The 21,344-nt window shown below is 38.2% G+C and carries 21 protein-coding genes and 1 tRNA gene; 7 read left to right on the forward strand and 15 right to left on the reverse strand.

Going from position 1 to position 21,344, the window contains the following annotated elements:
• The first annotated feature begins 25 nt into the window (after nucleotides 1–25).
• Both GAB14E_RS14370 and GAB14E_RS14365 read left to right on the forward strand, forming a co-directional pair.
• Nucleotides 26–1,108: a cysteine synthase A gene (locus tag GAB14E_RS14370; RefSeq protein ID WP_052093600.1), complete on the forward strand. Its 1,083-nt coding sequence runs from the start codon at nucleotides 26–28 to the stop codon at nucleotides 1,106–1,108.
• Nucleotides 1,109–1,382: 274 nt separating this feature from the next.
• A complete protein-coding gene (locus GAB14E_RS14365) occupies nucleotides 1,383–2,660 on the forward strand; it encodes an O-acetylhomoserine aminocarboxypropyltransferase/cysteine synthase family protein (protein WP_033081797.1) in 1,278 nt (425 codons plus the stop codon).
• A gap of 97 nt (nucleotides 2,661–2,757) precedes the next feature.
• Here the strand turns inward: GAB14E_RS14365 and GAB14E_RS14360 are convergent, their stop codons facing one another.
• The 3 genes from GAB14E_RS14360 to GAB14E_RS14350 form a co-directional block, all read right to left on the reverse strand.
• On the reverse strand, nucleotides 2,758–3,459 hold the full coding sequence (locus tag GAB14E_RS14360; protein ID WP_033081798.1) for a helix-turn-helix transcriptional regulator: 702 nt from the start codon (nucleotides 3,457–3,459) through the stop codon (nucleotides 2,758–2,760).
• A gap of 61 nt (nucleotides 3,460–3,520) precedes the next feature.
• Complete coding sequence (locus tag GAB14E_RS14355; RefSeq protein ID WP_033081799.1) at nucleotides 3,521–3,847, reverse strand: hypothetical protein; 327 nt, start codon at nucleotides 3,845–3,847, stop codon at nucleotides 3,521–3,523.
• A 337-nt stretch (nucleotides 3,848–4,184) separates the two neighbouring features.
• Nucleotides 4,185–5,240 (reverse strand): alkene reductase, encoded by a 1,056-nt coding sequence (locus GAB14E_RS14350; RefSeq protein ID WP_033081800.1) that lies wholly within the window; start codon nucleotides 5,238–5,240, stop codon nucleotides 4,185–4,187.
• 128 nt (nucleotides 5,241–5,368) lie between these two features.
• On the opposite strand from GAB14E_RS14350, the gene GAB14E_RS14345 reads away from it, so the two are divergent.
• Entirely contained in the window at nucleotides 5,369–5,950 is a 582-nt protein-coding gene (locus GAB14E_RS14345; protein ID WP_033081801.1) for a TetR/AcrR family transcriptional regulator, read from the forward strand.
• 54 nt (nucleotides 5,951–6,004) lie between these two features.
• A complete protein-coding gene (locus tag GAB14E_RS14340; protein ID WP_033081802.1) occupies nucleotides 6,005–6,946 on the forward strand; it encodes a 2-hydroxyacid dehydrogenase in 942 nt (313 codons plus the stop codon).
• Nucleotides 6,947–6,964: 18 nt separating this feature from the next.
• Here GAB14E_RS14340 and GAB14E_RS0122820 read toward each other — a convergent pair whose 3' ends face one another.
• The 9 genes from GAB14E_RS0122820 to GAB14E_RS14305 all read right to left on the reverse strand — a co-directional run bounded on the left by GAB14E_RS0122820 (nucleotide 6,965) and on the right by GAB14E_RS14305 (nucleotide 15,618).
• The gene (locus GAB14E_RS0122820) at nucleotides 6,965–7,378 is read right to left on the reverse strand and encodes a DoxX family protein (protein WP_052093601.1); all 414 of its coding nucleotides are present in this window, start codon (nucleotides 7,376–7,378) and stop codon (nucleotides 6,965–6,967) included.
• 201 nt (nucleotides 7,379–7,579) lie between these two features.
• On the reverse strand, nucleotides 7,580–8,461 hold the full coding sequence (locus GAB14E_RS14335) for a substrate-binding periplasmic protein (RefSeq protein ID WP_033081803.1): 882 nt from the start codon (nucleotides 8,459–8,461) through the stop codon (nucleotides 7,580–7,582).
• Nucleotides 8,451–10,025, reverse strand: a complete 1,575-nt coding sequence (locus tag GAB14E_RS14330) for a sensor histidine kinase (RefSeq protein WP_033081804.1) — start codon at nucleotides 10,023–10,025, stop codon at nucleotides 8,451–8,453. Before GAB14E_RS14330 ends, GAB14E_RS14335 begins: the two co-directional genes overlap by 11 nt.
• Before the next feature lie 123 nt (nucleotides 10,026–10,148).
• The gene (locus GAB14E_RS0122825) at nucleotides 10,149–10,457 is read right to left on the reverse strand and encodes a helix-turn-helix transcriptional regulator (protein WP_052093602.1); all 309 of its coding nucleotides are present in this window, start codon (nucleotides 10,455–10,457) and stop codon (nucleotides 10,149–10,151) included.
• Between the two features lie 231 nt (nucleotides 10,458–10,688).
• Nucleotides 10,689–11,486: a hypothetical protein gene (locus GAB14E_RS14325; protein ID WP_033081805.1), complete on the reverse strand. Its 798-nt coding sequence runs from the start codon at nucleotides 11,484–11,486 to the stop codon at nucleotides 10,689–10,691.
• A gap of 26 nt (nucleotides 11,487–11,512) precedes the next feature.
• Nucleotides 11,513–13,222, reverse strand: a complete 1,710-nt coding sequence (locus GAB14E_RS14320; protein WP_033081806.1) for an asparaginase domain-containing protein — start codon at nucleotides 13,220–13,222, stop codon at nucleotides 11,513–11,515.
• Nucleotides 13,223–13,437: 215 nt separating this feature from the next.
• Nucleotides 13,438–14,214, reverse strand: a complete 777-nt coding sequence (locus tag GAB14E_RS14315) for a hypothetical protein (protein ID WP_033081807.1) — start codon at nucleotides 14,212–14,214, stop codon at nucleotides 13,438–13,440.
• A gap of 116 nt (nucleotides 14,215–14,330) precedes the next feature.
• Nucleotides 14,331–15,185, reverse strand: a complete 855-nt coding sequence (locus tag GAB14E_RS14310) for a hypothetical protein (RefSeq protein ID WP_033081808.1) — start codon at nucleotides 15,183–15,185, stop codon at nucleotides 14,331–14,333.
• A 145-nt stretch (nucleotides 15,186–15,330) separates the two neighbouring features.
• Nucleotides 15,331–15,618, reverse strand: a complete 288-nt coding sequence (locus GAB14E_RS14305; protein ID WP_033081809.1) for an NAD(P)/FAD-dependent oxidoreductase — start codon at nucleotides 15,616–15,618, stop codon at nucleotides 15,331–15,333.
• 993 nt (nucleotides 15,619–16,611) lie between these two features.
• Between GAB14E_RS14305 and GAB14E_RS14300 the strand changes: the two genes are divergently transcribed.
• The 3 genes from GAB14E_RS14300 to GAB14E_RS14290 all read left to right on the forward strand — a co-directional run bounded on the left by GAB14E_RS14300 (nucleotide 16,612) and on the right by GAB14E_RS14290 (nucleotide 18,933).
• Entirely contained in the window at nucleotides 16,612–17,520 is a 909-nt protein-coding gene (locus GAB14E_RS14300; protein ID WP_033081810.1) for a LysR family transcriptional regulator, read from the forward strand.
• Nucleotides 17,521–17,826: 306 nt separating this feature from the next.
• The gene (locus GAB14E_RS14295; protein WP_033081811.1) at nucleotides 17,827–18,189 is read left to right on the forward strand and encodes a hypothetical protein; all 363 of its coding nucleotides are present in this window, start codon (nucleotides 17,827–17,829) and stop codon (nucleotides 18,187–18,189) included.
• A gap of 54 nt (nucleotides 18,190–18,243) precedes the next feature.
• Nucleotides 18,244–18,933, forward strand: coding sequence for a hypothetical protein (locus tag GAB14E_RS14290; protein ID WP_052093603.1), 690 nt, complete (start codon nucleotides 18,244–18,246; stop codon nucleotides 18,931–18,933).
• A 212-nt stretch (nucleotides 18,934–19,145) separates the two neighbouring features.
• Here the strand turns inward: GAB14E_RS14290 and GAB14E_RS14285 are convergent.
• The 3 genes from GAB14E_RS14285 to GAB14E_RS14275 form a co-directional block, all read right to left on the reverse strand.
• Nucleotides 19,146–19,230: transfer RNA gene (locus GAB14E_RS14285), tRNA-Leu, on the reverse strand.
• Between the two features lie 251 nt (nucleotides 19,231–19,481).
• Nucleotides 19,482–20,594: a DNA alkylation repair protein gene (locus GAB14E_RS14280; RefSeq protein ID WP_052093604.1), complete on the reverse strand. Its 1,113-nt coding sequence runs from the start codon at nucleotides 20,592–20,594 to the stop codon at nucleotides 19,482–19,484.
• An 80-nt stretch (nucleotides 20,595–20,674) separates the two neighbouring features.
• Nucleotides 20,675–21,295 (reverse strand): TetR/AcrR family transcriptional regulator, encoded by a 621-nt coding sequence (locus tag GAB14E_RS14275; protein ID WP_033081812.1) that lies wholly within the window; start codon nucleotides 21,293–21,295, stop codon nucleotides 20,675–20,677.
• Nucleotides 21,296–21,344 lie beyond the last annotated feature (49 nt).

Here is a 21,344-nt window from a genome sequence, read left to right on the forward strand (position 1 = left end):
GACAGCTAGCAACTTTGAAGATGCCATGACTATACTCCGCCACAGCACTGCCGCTAATATTACAAATAACATTGCTAATAACATCACCAACTTGATTGGTAATACCGATTTATTACGTATCAATAGCCTAAGCAAGCTAACGGGCTGCGAAATATTATTAAAATGTGAGCAACAAAACCCGGGAGGCTCGATTAAAGACCGAGCGGCCTTACAGTTAGTAAAAGACGCCATAAAAAATGGTCATTTGACACCGGGCATGACCATAATTGAAGGCACTGCAGGCAATACCGGCATAGGCTTAGCCCTAGTTGCCAAAGCCTATGGATATAAAATGTTAGCGGTAATGCCTAGAGGGCAAGCTAAAGAGAAAGAACAGATGATCACGCTGTATAATGCGCAATTATTGTTAGTTGATGCTTGTCCCTTTTCTGATCCTAAACATTTCTACCATACCGCCAAAAATCTTGGTGAACGACATGCGGATTATTGGTGGGCCGATCAGTTTGAAAATACTAGTAATTGTAAAGCGCATTATCTCAATACTGGACCAGAGATTTGGCAACAAAGCCAAGGCAACATTGACGCACTGGTTTCAGTCGTTGGTACTGGCGGTACCATAGCGGGTAACTCAATGTACTTATCAGAGCAGAACCCACAATTACAAACTTGGCTGGTTGATCCCCACGGCTCAGGTATTTACAATTATTTAAAAACGGGTAAGTATCAAGCAAGTGGTAGTTCGTTTACCGAAGGCATTGGCATAATGCGCTGCGTTGAAAATTTCCGTCAAGCCAAGGTAAATAAGGCCATCAGTTTGCCGGATCAAGACTTAGTGAGCATTTCCCGAGAGCTCAGCCAACTAGATGGAATATTACTCGGCAGTAGTTCAGCTTTAAATGTTGCTGGTGCCTTATATGCTGCCGCCAAAATGGGCCCAGGCAAAACTATTGTCACCTTTTGTTGTGACTTGGCTGAGCGCTCTTATGACAAACTTTATAATCCAGCGTTCTTAAAAGAAAAACTGATTAGCACTGACCATGAAAGCCTCGCCAGTATGTTTGCTCGCTATCAAGCGGAGCCTAGTGGCGCTGTGATTGAAGTGCAGTGACTTAATAGGTATTAGTAAAATAAAAGAATGACGGTTTATTTTATCCCCATAACTAACCCTTATCTCATTTATAACTAATTAACTCATCATTCGCCTCCCCTAGTTAGCCGATTGCAGCCACGTTAAGTCTGGCCGCTCAAAAGTAATAAAGTATTGATGCACCGTTTTATAACTAAAATAACTATATTAATGGCATGACAGTCTTGTCTTCATTGTGCGATATTCGATATGATGAATTAAAATAACTTTATTAACTAGCAACTTAGGGAAGAATATGCGTAAAGAAACTATGGCTATCCACGCGGGTTATACTCCAGAGCAAAGCAGCAAGGCCGTTGCTGTGCCTATCTATCAAACGACAAGTTATGCCTTTGATAACACCCAACACGGGGCTGATTTATTTGATTTAAAAGTTGAAGGTAATATTTATACCCGTATCGGTAATCCAACCCAAGCGGTATTAGAGCAAAGAGTAGCTGAACTTGAAGGTGGTATTGCTGGTTTAGCTTTAGCTTCTGGTATGGCAGCAATTACCGCGACCATTCAAACGTTAGCAAGAGTGGGTGACAATATTGTTAGCATTAATAAATTATATGGCGGCACCTATAACTTATTTGCTCATACTTTGCCACAACAGGGTATTGAAGTGCGCTTTGCCAGTCATGATGACTTTACCGCATTAGAAAGTTTAATTGATGAAAATACAAAAGCGGTCTTTTGTGAAACCATTGGTAATCCTTCCGGTAATATTGCTGATTTAGAGAAAATGGCTGCTATTGCTCATAAACATGGTGTACCGCTGGTAGTGGATAATACAGTAGCAAGTCCAGCCTTGTGTCGTCCGTTTGAACATGGCGCCGATATTGTTGTGCATTCTTTAACTAAATATATTGGCGGCCATGGTACTTCAATTGGCGGTATTATTGTCGACTCAGGAAAATTTCCTTGGCATGAACATAGCCAACGCTTTGCCCAGTTAAACCAGCCAGATCCTTCATACCATGGTGTTAGTTACACTGAGACTTTTGGTAACGCAGCTTTTATTGCTAGAGCAAGAGTAGTACCACTTAGAAATATGGGTGCAGCTATTTCGCCAATGAATGCATTTTTGATTTTACAAGGATTAGAAACCTTGCCGCTACGTATGGAGCGCCATTGCTCTAACAGTATTCGTGTTGCGCAATACTTAGCAACGCATAGTGCGGTTAATTGGGTAAATTATGCATCTTTAGAAACTTCGGCTGACTATCAATTAGCGCAGAAATACATGCCACAAGGCAGCAGTGGTATCTTAAGTTTTGGCATCAAAGGTGGCGAACAAGCAGGTGCTAAATTTATTGATGCGCTGCAGCTAATTGTTCGTCTTGTTAATATTGGAGATGCTAAATCACTCGCTTGTCATCCAGCATCCACAACACATAGACAATTAAATGAAGAAGAACTAGCTAAAGCTGGCGTAAGTAAAGAAATGGTACGTTTATCTATAGGTATCGAGCATATTGAAGATATTTTGGCTGATGTTGAACAAGCATTAGTTGCTAGTCAGCAATAGTCGGCTTCATAAGTACTCTGCTAACACACTATTCAAAAAAAATTAAAGTACCTAAAGCAATTTAGGTGCTTTATTTGTTAACAAGGAAATAACCGCTCTATAAATATTCACCATACAGTTCTGTTTGGACTTTAATGTAACGTTGTAGGTTAATTTCAGCCGTTAATTGAAAGTAGCTGTTCTTCAAAGTAAGCTCTTGAATTCGGTCTAAACGAAATAGGCGATAATCATCACGTTTGGTACACCAAGCCACTATGGTCCAAGTTTTCCCCCAATAAATTAGCCCTAAAGGCCAAATTTCACGTTGAGTTTTCTGGGATCTTTCATCTTGATAAAATAATGTCACCACTTGAAAAGCTTTTATTGCTGACGATATTTGTTCACTAAAGTGCTCAGTATTATGTTGGGAAAACTTTGGTACTATTACCCATTCAGGCTGCTGTACTGAGCTTTGATGTAATTTATCGGGCAATATCGCATGAATTTTAGCTAAGGCTGATGTGGCCGACGTAGCCATTTTTTTATTGCTCCAGCTTTCCACCATCCTGACACCCACCAACAGCGCTTCAATTTCTGCTTCATCAAACATTAATGGCGGTAAATTAAAGTTATTTTTTAGTTTATAACCAACGCCTGCTTCAGCTTCTATTGGCACACCTGATAACGATAGTGCCTGAATATCTCGATAAATAGTTCGTTCTGAAACCGCTAACTCTGCCGCCAACTGCTGAGCAGTAACAACATTTCGTCGACTGCGTAAGTAGGTCAAAATTTGGAACAATCGCTCTGCTTTTCTCAATCTAAATCCTTATATTAGCGCACAGGTTTTTCTGTGCGCTATAAGCTTTCCGCGAATTGCCTTATGCAGGCTCACCTTGGCATGACATTGCTTCTGTCATCGCGGTCATATGTTGCATAGTAACACTTTCCATATCAGTAATAGACATTAATGAAGCGCATGCTGAGGACTGCTCAAAAGCCTTGCTGGCTTGTTCTGCACAGCTCATATCTTGCCAGTAAACAATGTCATGCAGTAGGCCATTTTTATCTTCACTTAATGAGCGATATAAAAAGCCCGCTTGCGCTTTAAGAAAATCATTAACTTTAGGATGGCTTGTCTCTAATGCAGATTTATCAATACCCGGCTTTAATTTATAGGTCACTAATTCAATTACAGTTGTAGTCATTTTTCATTCCTTTTTTTATTCGAGTTATGTAACGAGTTAGATAATAAAGAACCCCTACTGACACCGTAGTGTCAGTAGGGGTAAAAATAATTATTTATTTTATGAAGGAGCTTTACTGGTATCTGTTCGCAGGGCTTGATCAAGATAATTTAAAGTAAAGGTGCTGCGACGTTTGAGAAGAGAATGGAATTATTTAGTAAAAGAAAAATTTCAGGGGCTATAACCGCAGCCCACTGCATTGCAAGGTGATTTATAAAGCCTGACAAAATAGTCAGGCCTTTTAGTTCAAGCTTAACCAATGAAGCTAAGTCGATTAAGTAAGCAAATTAAACTTAACTTAGACTAAGCTGGTTAACATCTCATCTGAATAACTAACCAATGGTTCATTGTTTCTTATCTTCGAAACATAGTCAGGGTTGGCGATAAAAGGTCTGCCAATGGCGATCAGATCAAACTTGTCAGATTCTATAGCCTCACTTGCCGTTTCTGCGGTGTAGCTACCTACACCAACTAAAGTTTTACTGTAGTTTGCTCGAACATAACTTGAGGCTTTGCCACCTAAATAATCAAACTCCATGCTATCGTCAAATATACCAATATGTAAAAAGGCTAAGTCACGCTTTTCTAACTCGGGTAATAATAAATCAAATACTTGGCGATCGCGACTGTCACCGGCCATATTAAAGTAGGCTCCCGGTGATACTCTTAATGCCGTTCTGTCGTTGCCAATTTTTGAGATAATGCCGTCAACCACTTCCAAGGCAAAGCGGATCATATTTTCACTGCTACCGCCATACTCATCGCTGCGTTGATTACTGTCATGATGTAGAAATTGATCGATTAAGTAACCATTAGCACCGTGAATCTCAACACCATCAAAACCCGCTTTAATCGCATTTTCTGCAGCGAGTGCATAATCACTCACTAGTGAGTTTATTTCATCAATGCTTACCGCTTTAGGAGTTTTATAGGTTAGTTCGCGCATTCTAGGCACACTGCCCTCAACACCAATAGCAGATGGTGCTAATACTGGCGCATCATCGTTGCCTTCACCATAGAAATACGGATGTGCAACGCGACCTGTATGCCAAAGCTGGGCAAATATTTTTCCGCCACTGTTGTGTACTGCAGTAGTAACGGCCTGCCAACCATCAATTTGTGCTTGAGTAAATAAGCCTGGTGTATTTGGATAACCTTGACCGTCAGGGCGGATTATTACCGCTTCTGAAATGATTAATCCGGACTCAGCTCTGCGAGCGTAATACTCGGCCATTGCTTGAGTTGGGACTAAATTATCATCAGCCATACAACGTGTTAATGGCGCCATTAATATTTTATTGTTTAGATTAATGCTGTTATTTAACGCGTAAGGTTTGAATAAATTTTCGGTCATGATTTTGTCTCTATCTTGAATGTACATTCAAGATAACGTTATTTGAACGAACATTCAACTACTATTTTGAATGCTTGTTCAAAATTAGGTATAATCATGACATCTACTAAAATGACGACGATAATTTAATGCGTAATGCTGAGTTTGATAGAGAAGAAGTACTAAGAGCGACCATGAAGGCTTTTATGCATAAAGGTTACGCTAAAACTAGTATGCAAGATCTTAAAAAAGCCACAGGTTTACACCCTGGCTCTATTTACTGTGCTTTTGAAAATAAGCGAGGTTTATTACTAGCAGCACTTGAACAATATCGTTTAGATAGAAAAACTGAATTTGATAAATTGTTTGCCAACTCAACATTAACTATGGTTAATTTAAAAGCCTACCTTGATAATATTGTGCTTGAATGTGTCAGTTGCGACAGTGCTCAAGCTTGTTTATTAACCAAGGCATTGAATGAAATAGCTGAACAAGACAGTGAAATACAACAGGTGATTAGTAATAACTTATCTATGTTACAACAGGCGATCGCAGAAAAATTCGAACAAGCTAAAGCCGAAAAAAGTATTAGTACAAACAAGGATTGTCATCATCTAGCACGATACTTTTTGATGGGTATATGTGGTCTAAGAACATTTGCCCATACTCACCCAGAAGCACAAGTGTTACAACAACTCGCTGAGCAGCTTTATCATGATGTTTCCCAATAATTTTACTTATGCATAATTTTAATAACTCTAGCTCTTTAAGAGGTTTTTTAATTAATGAATAATATAGTCTTCATCTGTGGCTCAGAATCGGCCACTAAGTCTCAATGGCTAACAATACTCAAGAAAGAAATAGTAAATGAAACCATACTTCTACCTGAGCAGATCAGTGAGTCTCAAGCTAAGCAGGTAGACATTGCGATTGTTGCTAATCCTGAACCAAAAGACTTGGCCCGATTTCCTAATCTAGTTTGGATACAAAGCTTATGGGCTGGTGTCGAAAAATTAGTTAGTGCAGTCACTGATAAGCCAGTAAAACTCGTTAGATTAGAAGATCCACAATTGGCAAAGACCATGGCTGAATCTGTACTTGCCTGGACCTTCTATTTACAACGAAACATGGTTGAGTATGCTAAACAGCAAACCAATAAACAGTGGCGACAGTTGCCTTCTATATCTTGCTCAGAACTTCAGGTAAGTGTATTAGGGGCAGGAGCACTTGGCATTGCCGCTTTAACAGTGCTTAAGAAATTAGATTACCAAGTCAGTTGTTGGAGCAGAACAGCAAAGCAGCTTGATGGTATTAAAAATTACTTAGGCACTGCAGGCTTACATACAATGCTAAGCAAAACAGATATTTTAATAAACCTGTTACCACTCACACCAGAAACTCATCACCTGCTTGGCAAAGATTTATTAAGTAAACTGCCTAGGGGCGCCAAGCTGATAAACTTCTCTCGTGGCGCAGTTATTGATAGCAAAGCATTGTTGAACTTATTAGAAAATGGCCACATTGCCCATGCAGTGCTCGACGTCTTTGAACATGAGCCTTTAACGCCAACCAATGCTATTTGGACTAACCCTAATATCACAGTGTTACCGCATATATCAGCCCCCACCAACATGCACTCGGCAGCAAAGGTTATTGCTAAAAATATAACAAATTATCGTGAAAACAATGTTATTCCCGGTGCTGTAAATGTTAAACAGGGATATTAAGATACACCCTAAATATCACTAAGCTTGTGTTTTAAAGCGCTTATAAACCTGAGGAAAAGCAATACAAAATAAGCAGGCAACGATCAGTGTGCTGTACTCTATGCCATTACGCCCAGGCCCAACAACAAACCAACCATGTTGCAGGTGATTAATAAACAAACCTGTTAAGTAGATGCCGATATAACCAGCACAAAGATAAGGTACCTTTTTACCGAGCGCCAGCAGGGGTGAACCAATAATTTCAAACAATGTAATTGCTGTGGCGATAGCAACACCAAAGGGTAAACCAAGGCTTGATAGCCACTCACCAAATGGCACATAACCCCCCTCATAAAATCGGTGCCAACCGTGGCTGGCGATAATAATACTAATAATGCATCGTAAAAATATAATTGATAATTCTTCATTCGACTTAGAGCTTGAGCTGGTCATTATGCTGCTTTCCTTGCTAGTGTTAGTTAGCCTTCTGGTTACTTGTTTATAAATATATGATTTTTTTTGCTTTAGTAAGCTAGTAAAATAAATCGACAATTTACTTATATAACAGAATGGTTTACAAAGAACTAGCTAAATAGTCTTTGCCTGAAAGTAACTTTTTAATAAAGTAATAGCTTAAGTCTGCTGCTAAAAATATTATTTTTTAGCATTCACAATTGCCGTTGAGTAGTAGCCATTGTAGTAGTTGGATAATATTTGTTGATATTGGCCACTTTTTTGGAGTTTTTGTAAACCTTGATTAAAGCTTGCTAGAAGCGCTTCACTCTTTAGTAAGCTCTCGGGTAAAAACAGAAAAGAATCATATTCTCTAATGGGTTTTTTGTTATAGGTGACTTTCTCTAAAGCACCTTTTGGGAAACGTGTCTTTAGTGCATATTCTGCAATTCCTGAAGTCATAGGAAAAATATCAATACGCCCAGCAAGAAGTTTTTTTAAATTCAAATCATCATGTTGAGCACCATCAACAATAAATATATTTTCTTTTACAGCGTTATTAAAAAGATCTCCATAGTTTAATTTGTTGGTGATACCAACCCTAAGCCCTGCCAAATCTTTGATATTATGCCAGTTGAAATCAGTGGACTTTAAATGATAAAAATAAGTTGCGGAGGATATAATGCTATTACTCATGTACATACCCTCAATTCGCTCCTTAGAATAACCATAAGAGGCAGTACCATCTACCCGGCCTGACTTTGCCATCATAAATGCTCTTGTTGTTGGGTAATAGCTCCACTTAACCTTAATATTAACTTGAGCAAAGGCAAGCTCTATTATGTGGCTAACAACGCCATGGTGAGGTAATACTTGTGAATGTTCTGGAGGGTATTCGAAAGTACTTAAGTTAATAGTTTCAATAGCTTTACAGCTAAAACTGAGACTAAGGCTTATCCATATAATGAAGAAAATATAAAATAGTTTCAAAATTAAGTTACCTTGACATGTGGCTTGGTGATTTTCATGTTTTTCCCTATAAGCATCTATAACATCAACACCTAAGCTTAATTCAAGAAGCAATTATAGGTACCGACTTATGATGCATAGGTACTCTTACTTTAAAACACACACCATTATCAACTTCAAGACTCTTTATTGTGCCACCTAATTTAGCATCAACAAGGTTGAAGACTATATTTAAACCTAAACCAGAGCCTCCTTGTCCACGTTTAGTGGTAATAAAAGGTTCGAAAACTTTATTTTTAATTTCATCACTAATACCTTTGCCATTATCTTTATACAGCAAAGTTAAATAGCCATTTTCAGCAGTAAAACTAATAGACATTTCACCCTCTTGGCTGTTTTCAAAACCATGTATATGAGAATTTACCATAAAGTTAGTTAAAATCTGATTCCAAGCACTCGGGTAAGTTACCAAGTTAAGTTTTTCATCAACATCAACTTTAATAATGTAGTTTTTAGTCTTAAACATTGTTTTAACTGTATTCACTACATTATTAACATGTTTTGCTAAATTAATATCAACCTCGGGATCGGTATGCTGCTCAACTGCCACTGATTTAAAACTTTGAATAAGCTCAACTGACTTAATCAAACTACGCTCGATAATTTTTTCATACTCATGAAGTGAAGATAACTTATTAACTAATAGTGATTTGGTTAACTTTTCATTATTGACCGCAGATTTTAGACTATCGATATTTTCCCTTAGTGCAGAAATGGAGGTGACACAAATACCTAAAGGTGTATTAACTTCATGAGCAACCCCTGCAACCAACTGGCCTAATGACGCCATCTTTTCTGACTGTACAATCTTATCTTTAGCCAGTGTTAAATCATCAAAAGACTGCTGCAATTGATGGTTACTCTCAGCTAACTTAGCGGTTCTATCATGCACTTTAATTTCGAGTTCACTATTTAATGTCAATAATGCATTCTCAACATCTTCCAGTTTACTAATATCAGCTTTTAAAGTGATTCGCATGGTATTAATCGCATCAACTAAATCATCTAATTCATCCCTCGTTTGATAACGATTTAATATAGTTAACTCTTGTTCTAAATTATGGCTACCTAGCTGCTGGGCGTACTTAGTAATACGAAATAAATGTCGAGTAATGAGCTGATTAACAATGAATAGAATAAAAAAAGTCAGCAGAAATATCTTTATCGACTCGCTCAATAAAATAAAACCCGCTTGCTGGTATAGTTTTTGGTATATCTCTTGATAGTCAGCATAGACGGTCAACTTGCCAACCACATTGTCTAAATAGCTTATTGGATACTCAACTACTTTTTCGACAGTCATATCAGGTTGCCCCAACAGGCGTTGGTAATCAAAATCATTAGATATTTTAACCAAACGGATATCAGGTAAATCAACAATGCCTTTTAATTGCACAGTAACTAGGGAGTCATTAAAATCCCACAAGCTTGCAGCAAGGGCAGGAATATAACTTTTCTCAATATTATCAAATCGTTGCTCTAACAATAGCAAGTCATTTTGAAAAGAATAATATAATTGAATTAGGGTCGAACATATTGAAAAGAAGACGCTGCATAATAGAATATAAGTCAGCAATCGCCGATTTAGCTTATTGATAAAATTAAAAGCATCAATCATGGTAGTCTTCTCATTAAACCTATAGTGCGTTTGTTATTATAGTTAATAATAAATGAGTCAGAATAAAACTAACCTTTGTTTATTTTATTCGCTTGGTTTATACCAGCCTCCACATATAAATATTTAGTGCCTAAGACTACCTAGTGTTTGCCCTGTCCAACGTTTAAATGCGTATTGAAACGCGGTTGATGAGCCAAAGCCCAACAAGTAAGCGACTTCACCTAACGACAACGTCGTACTATTAACATAACTGACTGCCAAATCGCGCCGAGTATCATTAAGCACCTTTTGAAAACTGCCTCCCTCGCTAATTAAGTTTCGCCCTATTGTCCATGGCGCAATATTTAGTTGTTCAGCTACCTGGTCAAGGAGTGGTGTAGATAAGTTGAGTAAAGGCGTAATTGAACGTGATACTTTCTCGGTAAAACTCAAACCTAATTGAACACTGGCAAGCTCACTGTCAGCTTCGCGTTTTAGTAGCCGATATAGTGACTGACATGAACTTATGCACGCTTAATCAAAGAGGACTTTTTATTAGTCGATTCATCAGAGCCGTAGATGACGTTTTTATCTCACCAATTAAATATAAAAAGGAAGCTTGTGAAGTGGGCAAATAATATTGGCCACTTCACAAGCTTCCTTTTAACTATGCTTTACCCGAAATTAAAGATGTTCTTTCACATATAGAGCTGCTTGTCGAATCTCTTCATAAAACCACGGAACCTCACAATTAGGAGTAGATGAAATTTTAAGTACCTCCGCTTGCGTCTTCTTAAGTAGGCCGACCCAATCATTCTTCGGTAAGTTAGCCATTGCCACAAGGCTGTTAATCTCATTTGCCGTAAAGGCAGTACCTCTGTGATGAAGATGGATAACAGGTGCAACTTTCAAACCAAATACACAATAGAGTATTTGCAAACCGCCAGTGGGGTCACGGTCCTTCATTGTCAGTTTGAAGGAGTCGTTACTTACTGTCATAAGCATAAGGTTTATGCCGTAAGACCCTCTGTTATCCTCCTGCGGATTACCAAGACCAAGGGCTAGGGTTACATTGGTGATCGACCAAGAGGCGCCACTACTTGCCCTACTTGTTCGGTTCGCCTGTATCCATGTAAGCACTGTCTCAGAATTTGTTTGAGACGCTTCAGCATTAGCAGGATTACCTCCCTGGGCAAATACATCTACAGGCCCGACAAAATTGTTTTCAACAATTTCAAAAAATGTCTCAAACCTCTCTGTACGGCTAAGATGAGCTAGGGCTACTATAGGGTCACCTTTTGTATTCTTCCCCTCTACCACTACTATAATACAGGAAGTGGCACTATCAGAATATAAGTACTTCTCAGGATTACCTACCGCAGGTTCATTAAGGTTGGCAATGTAGTAGTTATCCTGATCCACATAATAAAAACCATCCGGTATGGGTAAATTACTTTGTTTGTTATGAAAGTTAAATTTCATTTTATTCTCCCTTCATTATGACTACGTTATAAATTAGACATGCCGTAAATAACACTTATTGCCTCATTATTTCTGTAATCATACACATAGAGATAAGGTTCGTTGTTAGCTCCAGCTTCGAGTATCAATTTTGTTGTTACACTCGAAGATACATAGCCTGAAGCATAAGCTGCCGTATTAGAGTTATCGTAAAACACAAGATTACCGTCACTTTGCATAACCATGTTTCCCGGCATATTGTAATCACTGGGTGGGTTTTGAGGATTGTTTGAACTAGATAGAGCTGACCACAGGATTGTTGTGGTAGTTTCTCCCGTTGTTGGGTCCGTGTAGATAGTCTGAAGTACAGGGCCAAGTGTTGGGTCATTAAGGAATACAGCCGACGTGTCCGTTGTTACATCATGTAACGCTGAGATAGACTCACCTGGTGAAAGAAATACAGCTCCCCTTGAATCAAGAAAGAATATATCCATAATCTCCCCCCTAAGGTCATTCTGCATTAGATCGCCTATCGCTGTAGCATCCCAGTCGTAAACTGTACCACCTGTAGGAGTGTAATCACTCAAAGCCTTTAGCCAGTTAAGTTTTGCAAGTGTTGCAATAGCCGTCATGTCATAGGCGCCACGGGCTCCTACATTACTTAACCACGAGCCAGATGCATATGCCGTAGCATTAACAGTGCCATGAATAACCTGAGTACAGTCCATTAGTACGACAGGATCTGCCTGTGTTGTGGCATTTAGAAGGGCATTGTATGTCCCGCCATATGTCGGGTTATCTGGGTCACCTGAAGGAAAGTTACCTTCGCCGTAACTCTCAAGAATTAGGCCATCTAGGCCTGCAGCGACAAGCGAATTTATCTCATCAGCTATTTGACCTTTGCCTATTTCACTCGCTGAAGTGCCCGTACCATTACTATAAGGAGCAGGGTAAGAGAGGAATGGCTTAACCTTAACCATGTTATCACCGTAGGCTAAGCTTGCCGTAACATGTGCCAGCTGGGCGTTAAGTTCAGTAAGTACAGAAGCTGTATTTAAAGAGACTGTTGAATTCACAGGAAGAGGAAGTATTCTTTTTGTATAAAGGTCAAACTCTACACCGTACTCACCCATTGATGGATAATTCGGTGTCGAGAAAGCATCAAATTCACTGGCATTTGTCTTAACAGCACGGTTGCCCCTGTAAAGCTCTGCATCAAAATAAAGACACGACTCTGTAATGCCCGAATAACAAGCCTCAACTGAACCGCATATATTTTGCAGGGCATCGGTGTTGTATAAAAGAGTAAGCGGATCAGTTGATATATTCTGATAAAATAATGGTAACTGAGAGCCTGTAACGATCACCGGTCTATCGAGTACGGCATTCGGGTTACCGTATTTATCAAGACCGGTAAGAAGGAATGATAGTGCTGATGCGGTCCATGCCATAGAATCAGTACCATGAAGCACTAAAAAGGCATCGCAAGGTGTATTACCTAATGTATTGTTTGGATAATAATCAAGAATTTTTTGCGCTACTTGACACCAATCAGAGGGCTGAAGGTTAGTACTGTCAAGGGTAGAGCCATCTGGATTAAACTCGATATAAGTAAAGCTACAATCTTCGTGTTGCGACTTTATAATGGGTAGAACAACATCGGTAATTCCCGTAGTAAATGCTGAATTATCTAATGGCGTTAAAGGGTTCTGCGTACATCCGATTGTACCGCCGGTATAAATTAAACCTATTTGCATGATGACCTCTTTGAGTTTATTTGTTTAGCTTTGATAAAGCTAAACTAGCGAAAATGCTATGTAATGAATTGACAGTTTAAACATCTACTTAAAAATACTTTTTTCTTTAAAGGAGGAGAATAGGTGCAAGTAAATTCACACCCCTTAACCATTTTCGGAGCAATAGAAATGCCCCAGCCCTAACCCAGAAAAAAGGGGAAACAAGCTGAATGTAATTAGATAATTTTAATTCCCGATGCAGGAACAAACATATATGCAAAAAACTCATAGCTCACTACAACATCATCTTCACTGCCTTTTATCATTGGCCCTTGATTGACTGTCCAGTTGGCGACTCTAGGTCCACCTATTGGAGGGGTTTTGGTTCCCGTAAATATTGGCCCTACAATGGAGTGTCCGGCAAAATCAAAATTTGTCACTTGATCGCCTCCGTCTTTTTGTGACCATTGCAGCGTATCAATATCATCCATTCTTGCCCAATGGTAGTCGCCCGGCCAGTCAACAGCAGCATCGGGGGTTGAGATCATTAACGCAACTATATGACCATCCATTTCTGCCACCTGCTTTTGGATATCTTCCTGTGTAAAGTCAGAATTACCAAGATATATTAGTCCGTCAGAAACAGCGCCATCAACTACATCTTGTCCAGTCCATCCTTTTTGTAGCGGCTTACCTGTCATTCGACCAGGTTGTGCAAAAGAATTGGTAGCAACATTAGTTGAATAGTTATAACAGTTGTTGTTCACCTGAAATTTGTAAGACATAAAATTGCCGTTACAATTTCCCGACGGATTGTATTCTGTTGACTCACCCACTACAGTTGCTGAATATTGCGGAACAGGATCACCTACAGGCACCTGAATATAAGTTGGGGCTACAACCCGATCTGTATCATTATCTATTGCCTGATTTGCATGAAGGCTTGGTGAGTGCATGGCATCATCGTCATTAAATGAGCCACTAAGTTTATATTTCCGTGTTAACTTTACCATTGTATTCATCCTTTGTTTTTTGGTTACTTTTAGAACTGTTTAATGCATCTCAATATCTTTATTCATTTGTTAATTGCTTTATTTTTTGCTGAATTTGTTAGCTGTTATCACAATAGTTATATAATATTTATCCCTGAACTTGGTACCCACATATAGGTATAAAATTTATACACTGATACTATGTCATCATCTCCTTTAACAGGATGTGGAACACTTGGTGTAGGGGCAGTAGGACCGTTATTACATGTCCAATTTGCCAAATGAGGAGGGTTTTCCCAATCAATTGGCTTACCTGCAAAATCGAAGTTAGTGATTTGATCAGGGCCATCTTTTTGTGACCATGTAAAAGACACTAAATCATCACAACGCACCCAGTGGAAATCTCCCGGCCAGCCTTTTGACTCATTAGCTTCTGAAATAAGAAGTGCCACCAGGTGTGAAACACCTTCTGGAGATTCATCGCGTAATTTAATGAAATAGTCAGAGGGTAATTTATCAAGTAATTCGGAACCAGTGATCTTGATATTATCTGCTGTCTTAGCAACACCAGGACCAATATTTATTAGGCCGTCAGATACTGCGCCTGTCACTATAGAAGGGCCTGTAGGATAACTGTTATTAGTAGCTGACAATTTTCCCTGTTCATCAAGTACAATACTCACTGGCTGATAGTTGTCTTGCGTCATTCTTCCCGGTTGGGCAAATGAGTTTGTGGCATAGTTAGTTGAATAGTTATAACAATTATTATTAGGTTGAAACTTGTAAGACATGAAGTTACCTTCACAGTTTACCGCTGGGTCATAGGCAGTTGATGTGCCTATGACTGTTTTCGAATACTGAGGTACCTTTGTACCGCTTGGGGTATTAACTAAATCAGGAGCAATATCAACCACATTTCCCCACTGTCCATGCAGCGGATCATCTGCGTAAATCATTCCTTTTAACTTAGGTCTTCTTACGAATTTAGTCATAACATTATCCTTGTTTATAATTAATTTTCTGACAACATCACCTGCTATCAATATCCGAGAAAAACACTGCCCTCTCATCTTTTAAAAACTGTACATCTGAGTAACCACTATCAGCTTGCCGGGATTACCAGAAATGTTCAAAAGATCAACGTTTTTCCTGTTTATAAAAAAATTGCCTAGTGGTTAGGTATGCATTGAAATATTTATTTCTTTGCTCTGCATAGAGAAAAGGTAAATCTGATAAACCTTTAAACGTATCTATGATCGATTTAGCCGCAGCAATTCCGGTAAGCAAAGGTTTATGAACTCCCTGAGAAGTTCTTGGATCGAAGTAAATAGCAGCATCCCCAACGGCAATCCAATTTTTTCCAGTAGTTTTCTTTAGCTGAAAAGACAGTGATGAATAGACTCTAAAAGGTGTTTTATTATTCATGGTGCTAGTTCCTTCAGCTATTAACGTAACAGTCTCTATTTTGATAGAGACAAATAATTAAGATCACTGTACTTAATGGATTTGTTTCAACAACTCGAAAAATAATTTCTAGGTGTTGCTAATTCCATATTAATAAATACACTTGAAAAAATTTGTGTTGTGTAAAAAGTTACAGGTAACAAACTATTAGAATAGGTAGGTTAAGATGGGTACTTCCCTTCCTTGGTGTAGCTTGTAACTCCTTGCAAAATAAATATAGCAGATAATTTTTTTTAAAATATTACATGACATTACACGGACAAAAAGCCTTATACATTTGGTATTAGCTGCAACATTAAACTTTACCATGCCGTTCTAGCGAGTAATTGCTATCAAGCGATTCAATATCACTTAGCAAACAGAGAAAATCTATTATTTCTTCCCCTTGTTCAATGAATATTAGCCGTTTAAATTAAATGGTTTTTTATACTCATAAAGTGGCAATAGTTTCGATAAAAACAATGATGCTAATGGCTATAATGCGCACCATAAGCCATTAGCGATGAACTATTTTTCACTATTCATTGGTTAAAGGCTAAGGCTCACTTTTACTACACTTCGGATCTAATTTAGACACGTATTTATCACAGCAAATAGTCAGCTCCGCCACCAAAATGGTCATTCGATAAGTTTTCAATTGTTATCTTATGATCTTCTACGTAAGTGAAATTTTCTTGGTATTTCCCCATTTTTCGCCATAACGATCTGGTACATGCTTAACTTCCTCTGTGAAGTATTTGATAATATATACAAACTTTCATCTAGCATGACTATTACACAATGACATGGTCAAAACACGCTCCGTCAGTCGGTTTTTCGCTTGCGTCGTGATACCAAAAATAATCGTTTACACCCTGCGAACTCAATTCAAACAGCCTATTAATATTGTTCTTTTTATAAAAGTTAACCTAAGATCCATGATATAGGGAATAACAAAACAAGAAGCTTATAACCATGGGAGATAGTGATATTACCAAGCTTAGAGATCTAGATTTAAATTTACTCAAAACATTATCGGTCCTACTCGAGCACAAACATATATCAAGAAGTGCTGAGCTACTTTTTTTATCCCAACCAGCCGTAAGTAAGCAACTCACTAAGCTTCGTAGCATGTTTAATGATCCTTTATTTGTAAGATCAGGGAATATCTTACTTCTTACTCCCAAGGCCGAACGAATAAAGCCAAAAGTCCATTCATTATGCGAACAAGTTAAACAATTAGTCATTCCTGACGAACTGAATCTACGAGAAATAAAAATTACAGTAAGCATAATGTTTTCTGATTATGGTAGCCCACATTGGATATGTAGATTATTGCGTGAGCTTCATAAAGAAGCGCCTAACGTTACCATAGCGTGTAAAGAGTGGAGTAAAGAAAACATAAATCAACTTATCAAAGGGGAATTAAATATTGCGCTTGGTCCAATACCTGCTTCTAATGGGCAATGTGAAAGCATTAAGCTAGGAGCAGTAACAACCTCGTTCATTGCTAGAAACGATCATCCATTATTTAGTCATAATGTTGATACTTCACCGTTTTCAAGCTTTCCATTGATCCGTATATCGGGTTCTACACAATATCAAAAAATTTATAGCGCTACTTTTCCAGATAACCCCATCATGCTAGATCAAGCTAGTATGTGGTTAGCACTTGACACGCTTAAATACTCTAATGCTGTATTGATTGGCCCTACACCCGTTATGCGTGATTTAGCGCATGCAGAAGAATTTCAATATATCCTGCTTAATCAAGTACCTAATATTGATATTTGTATGAGCTGGACGTCTGGCTTAACAAGTGATCTATTTTACAACTGGCTTATCGATACAATGATAAAAATAGGCAGAGACATAATTTCATGACCAATTGCTATCGCTATAACCCTAGGTTATAAGCAGTATGAAAATCCACCATTTCTAATACCTATTCACCTTGGGTATTATCTCACTCGTCCTGAGAAAGCAGTGTAATACATAAACATCACTGTTTCTCACTCTTTAACAGAGGAGCATTGATGTGAAAAAAGACAACACGCTATCAGATTACTCGCAAGTTTATCAATAATAGTAGGGGCTCTATCACCTCATCCTATTTCAGCAGAAGGTTGGACTGAACAACATATAGATAGCGTTTCATTTGGCGGATCGTTCGAAGGTAACTCAAAAGACATGTATTTCGCTTTTAATCGTTATGAACAAGGTGGAATTGGTATAGGAATCGAAGTTTCTGCATATCGATATGATCAAGATATGAGTGATTTTGATTATTCGTCAACTTATACCGAAAGAGATATATCGCTAACACTGCCTATTTCAGCCACAAAAAAGATTTATATCACCCCTTCTTTAGGTCTTCGTCAGATAAGAAATGTTTCTGAGATAAATGGAAAAAAAACGGAAAGTTCTCAATATGAACCTCTCTATGGACTAGATTTTACGTACATGCTCGACAATGTCAGTCTCACCGTTGGTGTAGACAAATCAAAAAGTTCAGACTGGTCAATGACCTATGGGCTAGGTGTTTCATTTTAATAATGGTAAATATCGAAAAATATCAATTAGTAGTTATTTTAAAAAGAGGTTTGTATGAAAAACGTTTTAAAACTGAGTTGTATTACATTGATGGTTTCACTAGTTGCTGGTTGTAGCTCTTCTGGTGGTAGTGGTGAAACGAAACCTCCTGAGTTTGATGGTGATCTAGGGTTTGAAAATGTCGACTCTGGTTATGGTACCGATGCGCCTGATTCTGAAGAGTTACCGGAACTTGGCTTTGATTTTGGCTATGTTTACATTCCAGATATAGACACTGAAGTACCAGTGCCTTCACACCCAATTGAAAATAATATTCAGAACCCGATCAATAAATTTTCAGTGATGAAAGAGCGTTCTGATGATGAAGAGACACTCTACTCTATACATATTGGTGAACGACGTGTAGGTGAAATTATCATTAATGAAGACGGCATAACTGTTAGTTCACAACTTACTGATAAAACAATTACAGCGATAAAAAATAGTGAAGAAGAGTCATGGCAGGTACGTGGTGCTGACGGGGATGTCAAAGGTGATCTGAAACGTTTAGATAATGGTACTTGGCTAATCCGTGAAGAAATAACCCGAAAGGTATTTGTATCCGTTGTTAAAGATGGTCAGAGAATATTCATTCCAGTAAGTGAAGTGAAAGGTGCGCTTAAAGATAAGATTAGAGGACACCTGCCTCCAAGGGTATATTTACATAAAGTTTATGCTTTAAAAGCTCATCCCAAGAAGGGTTAAATAACTGTAAATCAATCAAGATAAAGCTATCTCATAGGTTTTTTGGTTTATCAGAGATAGCTGATGCAATATTTTATCTCGCTTAGGGGGCGATAGGGAGATAGATCTCAGACTCTAAATTCGATTTGAACTTGAATGACTCCTGTGCTGTCTTTGCGCGCAATTTTGACACAAAAAAGCCCCGATCCTTTCGAATCAGGGCTTTCTATGTATGGTACCGCAAGACGGACTTGAACCGTCACTTCTTTCGAAATCGGATTTTGAATCCGACGTGTCTACCAATTCCACCACTGCGGCATAAACTTTTAGCTAGCTGATAACTCAACTATCTGGAAATTTATTTGGTAAAGGCTTTAAAGCTTTTACTAACTTTAGCTATGCGCTAAAGAGGTGGCATTATACGAAAGTTAATTAACTAAGCAACAAGTTTTTCTTAGCAGTTATGCTAACTGGTGTTTATTTACGCTATTCCTGTAGCAATACACCACTTCAGCTCATTATGTTCTCTGCCAATAGTAATTTAAGAAAGTAATAACTGAATAAAGGAATTAATCAGGCACCGTAAGGTTAAAGTCTTTTATTAGAACTTCTTTACCGTTTACCTGTATTGCTATTTTGTGTTTACCCGAATAATACTTACGTGTGGTAATAGCTTTAATCTTATGTTGCTTCGTTAACTCAATACTTGCTTTACTTTTTAAGGTCAATTCCTTCAACTTGAAAACTTTAGCTGATAACTGTCCGTTCGCTTTCATATGATAGATGACAAAATCAATGGCAAGCTTTTGATTACTCATTGATGTGGATGTTAACTGCACAGTAAAAGTTAACGTATCACCTAATGTTAATTGACTATTTACTAGGGATAAATCTTCAGCTAATAATTTTGGGCTTTTAGTAAAACCCAACAGTGGAAATACCTGAGGATGCCCTGACTTTATTAAACTACGACAAGCATGTTTAATAACCCATTGAGTATTATTTGAAGCATCTTTTTGCCAACGTTTACACATATCAATAACAATATCGGGATTGTCTTTTGCTATATCATTTAGGTGGTTGGCAACAGAGCGGCGTACATATTCACTGTCATCATCTTTAAGTTGTTCTAACAAGGCTAAATTTGGTTCAGGGTTTTGGCAAAAAGCCTGTAACCTTATGCCCCAAGGTAGCCGTGGTCTTGTGCCTTCAGAGGTTAACCGCCTTACATGATAATCTTCATCCGTCGCCCATTGTTTTAAATATTTAGCCGATAATTCAGGGTATTTTTCAATAAAAGGTCGAATAGCAAACTCAGCAGAAAATAAATTGGTTAAATATCGTAAACAATCAAAGGCTAAATCAGGATGGTCTAGACCATATTTAGCGACAAAATCTGTCACTGGCCACGCCGCAAACGATCGTAATGGGTCATCAGGTTCGCCATAATCCCAATGAGGTTTTAGCTGAGTAAAAATATGATGACACGCTGAAAAATCTGCGGGTAAATGCTTAGCTAATACCTCAATAAAGTGGTTCACTCTTTGTTTAAGTTCAAGTGATGTTAAGCCAACTTCAATTTGTTGCAAAAACTGCTCGGCGGCAAAGTCTGGGTAAACTTGACTAATTGCGCCCGAAATTCTCTCTGCCGACGATATATTTAATCCATCTTTCATTAACATGTTACTTCCTTGTTTTCTCTAAAGTAGTAGGATTACTGTCGTTAAGTATTTTCAATAAAATCGGTACTAACATTGAGGTTTTATAGCTGATGGGCATTTAAAAATATCTCTACTGCCTTGGCAACTTGCTGGCTTATTTCTTCATCAGTAACTTCTTTATTCGGTAATAACAAGCTTCTGGTATGCAACGGTCCTTTTACCATTTCAATAAGCATTTGTGCACTTAAATGATAATTGTCGATTTTTAAAATTTTTTGTTCAGTGAGCCATTCTAAATAATCAACTAAAGGTAAGATGCCAGCCATTGGCCCCTTTTGATAAATCATTTCACCCAATTCAGGAAACTTCACCACTTGTTGAACCACTAAACGAAAGAGTGACATTAGAGCTGGCGAGAGCATGCCTTTAACAAATTTAAAGCAAACCTGGTTAAGTGCTAATTTTGCTTCGATATCACGATTAATCGAGGTCAAAATTTCAGACTGTTCTTTTACCTGTCTTTGAATCACGGCCATCAACAAACCTTGCTTGTTACCAAACTCATTATAAATAGACCGTCTAGAGCCGCCCGCCTCATTAATGATCATTGCTAAAGATGTTTCATCAAAGCCTTGATGATAAAAAAGATTTTGCGCTGCATCTAATATCAACAGGCCTCTTGCGCTGAGCTTGGTGATTTCTAAGGTATTGCTTATGACCATCGGGATTGCCGTAATTGTAACTATATTGTTGACTTTGGTACTGTATAGT

Source organism: Colwellia psychrerythraea, from assembly GCF_000764185.1.
Lineage (GTDB): Bacteria > Pseudomonadota > Gammaproteobacteria > Enterobacterales > Alteromonadaceae > Colwellia > Colwellia psychrerythraea_B.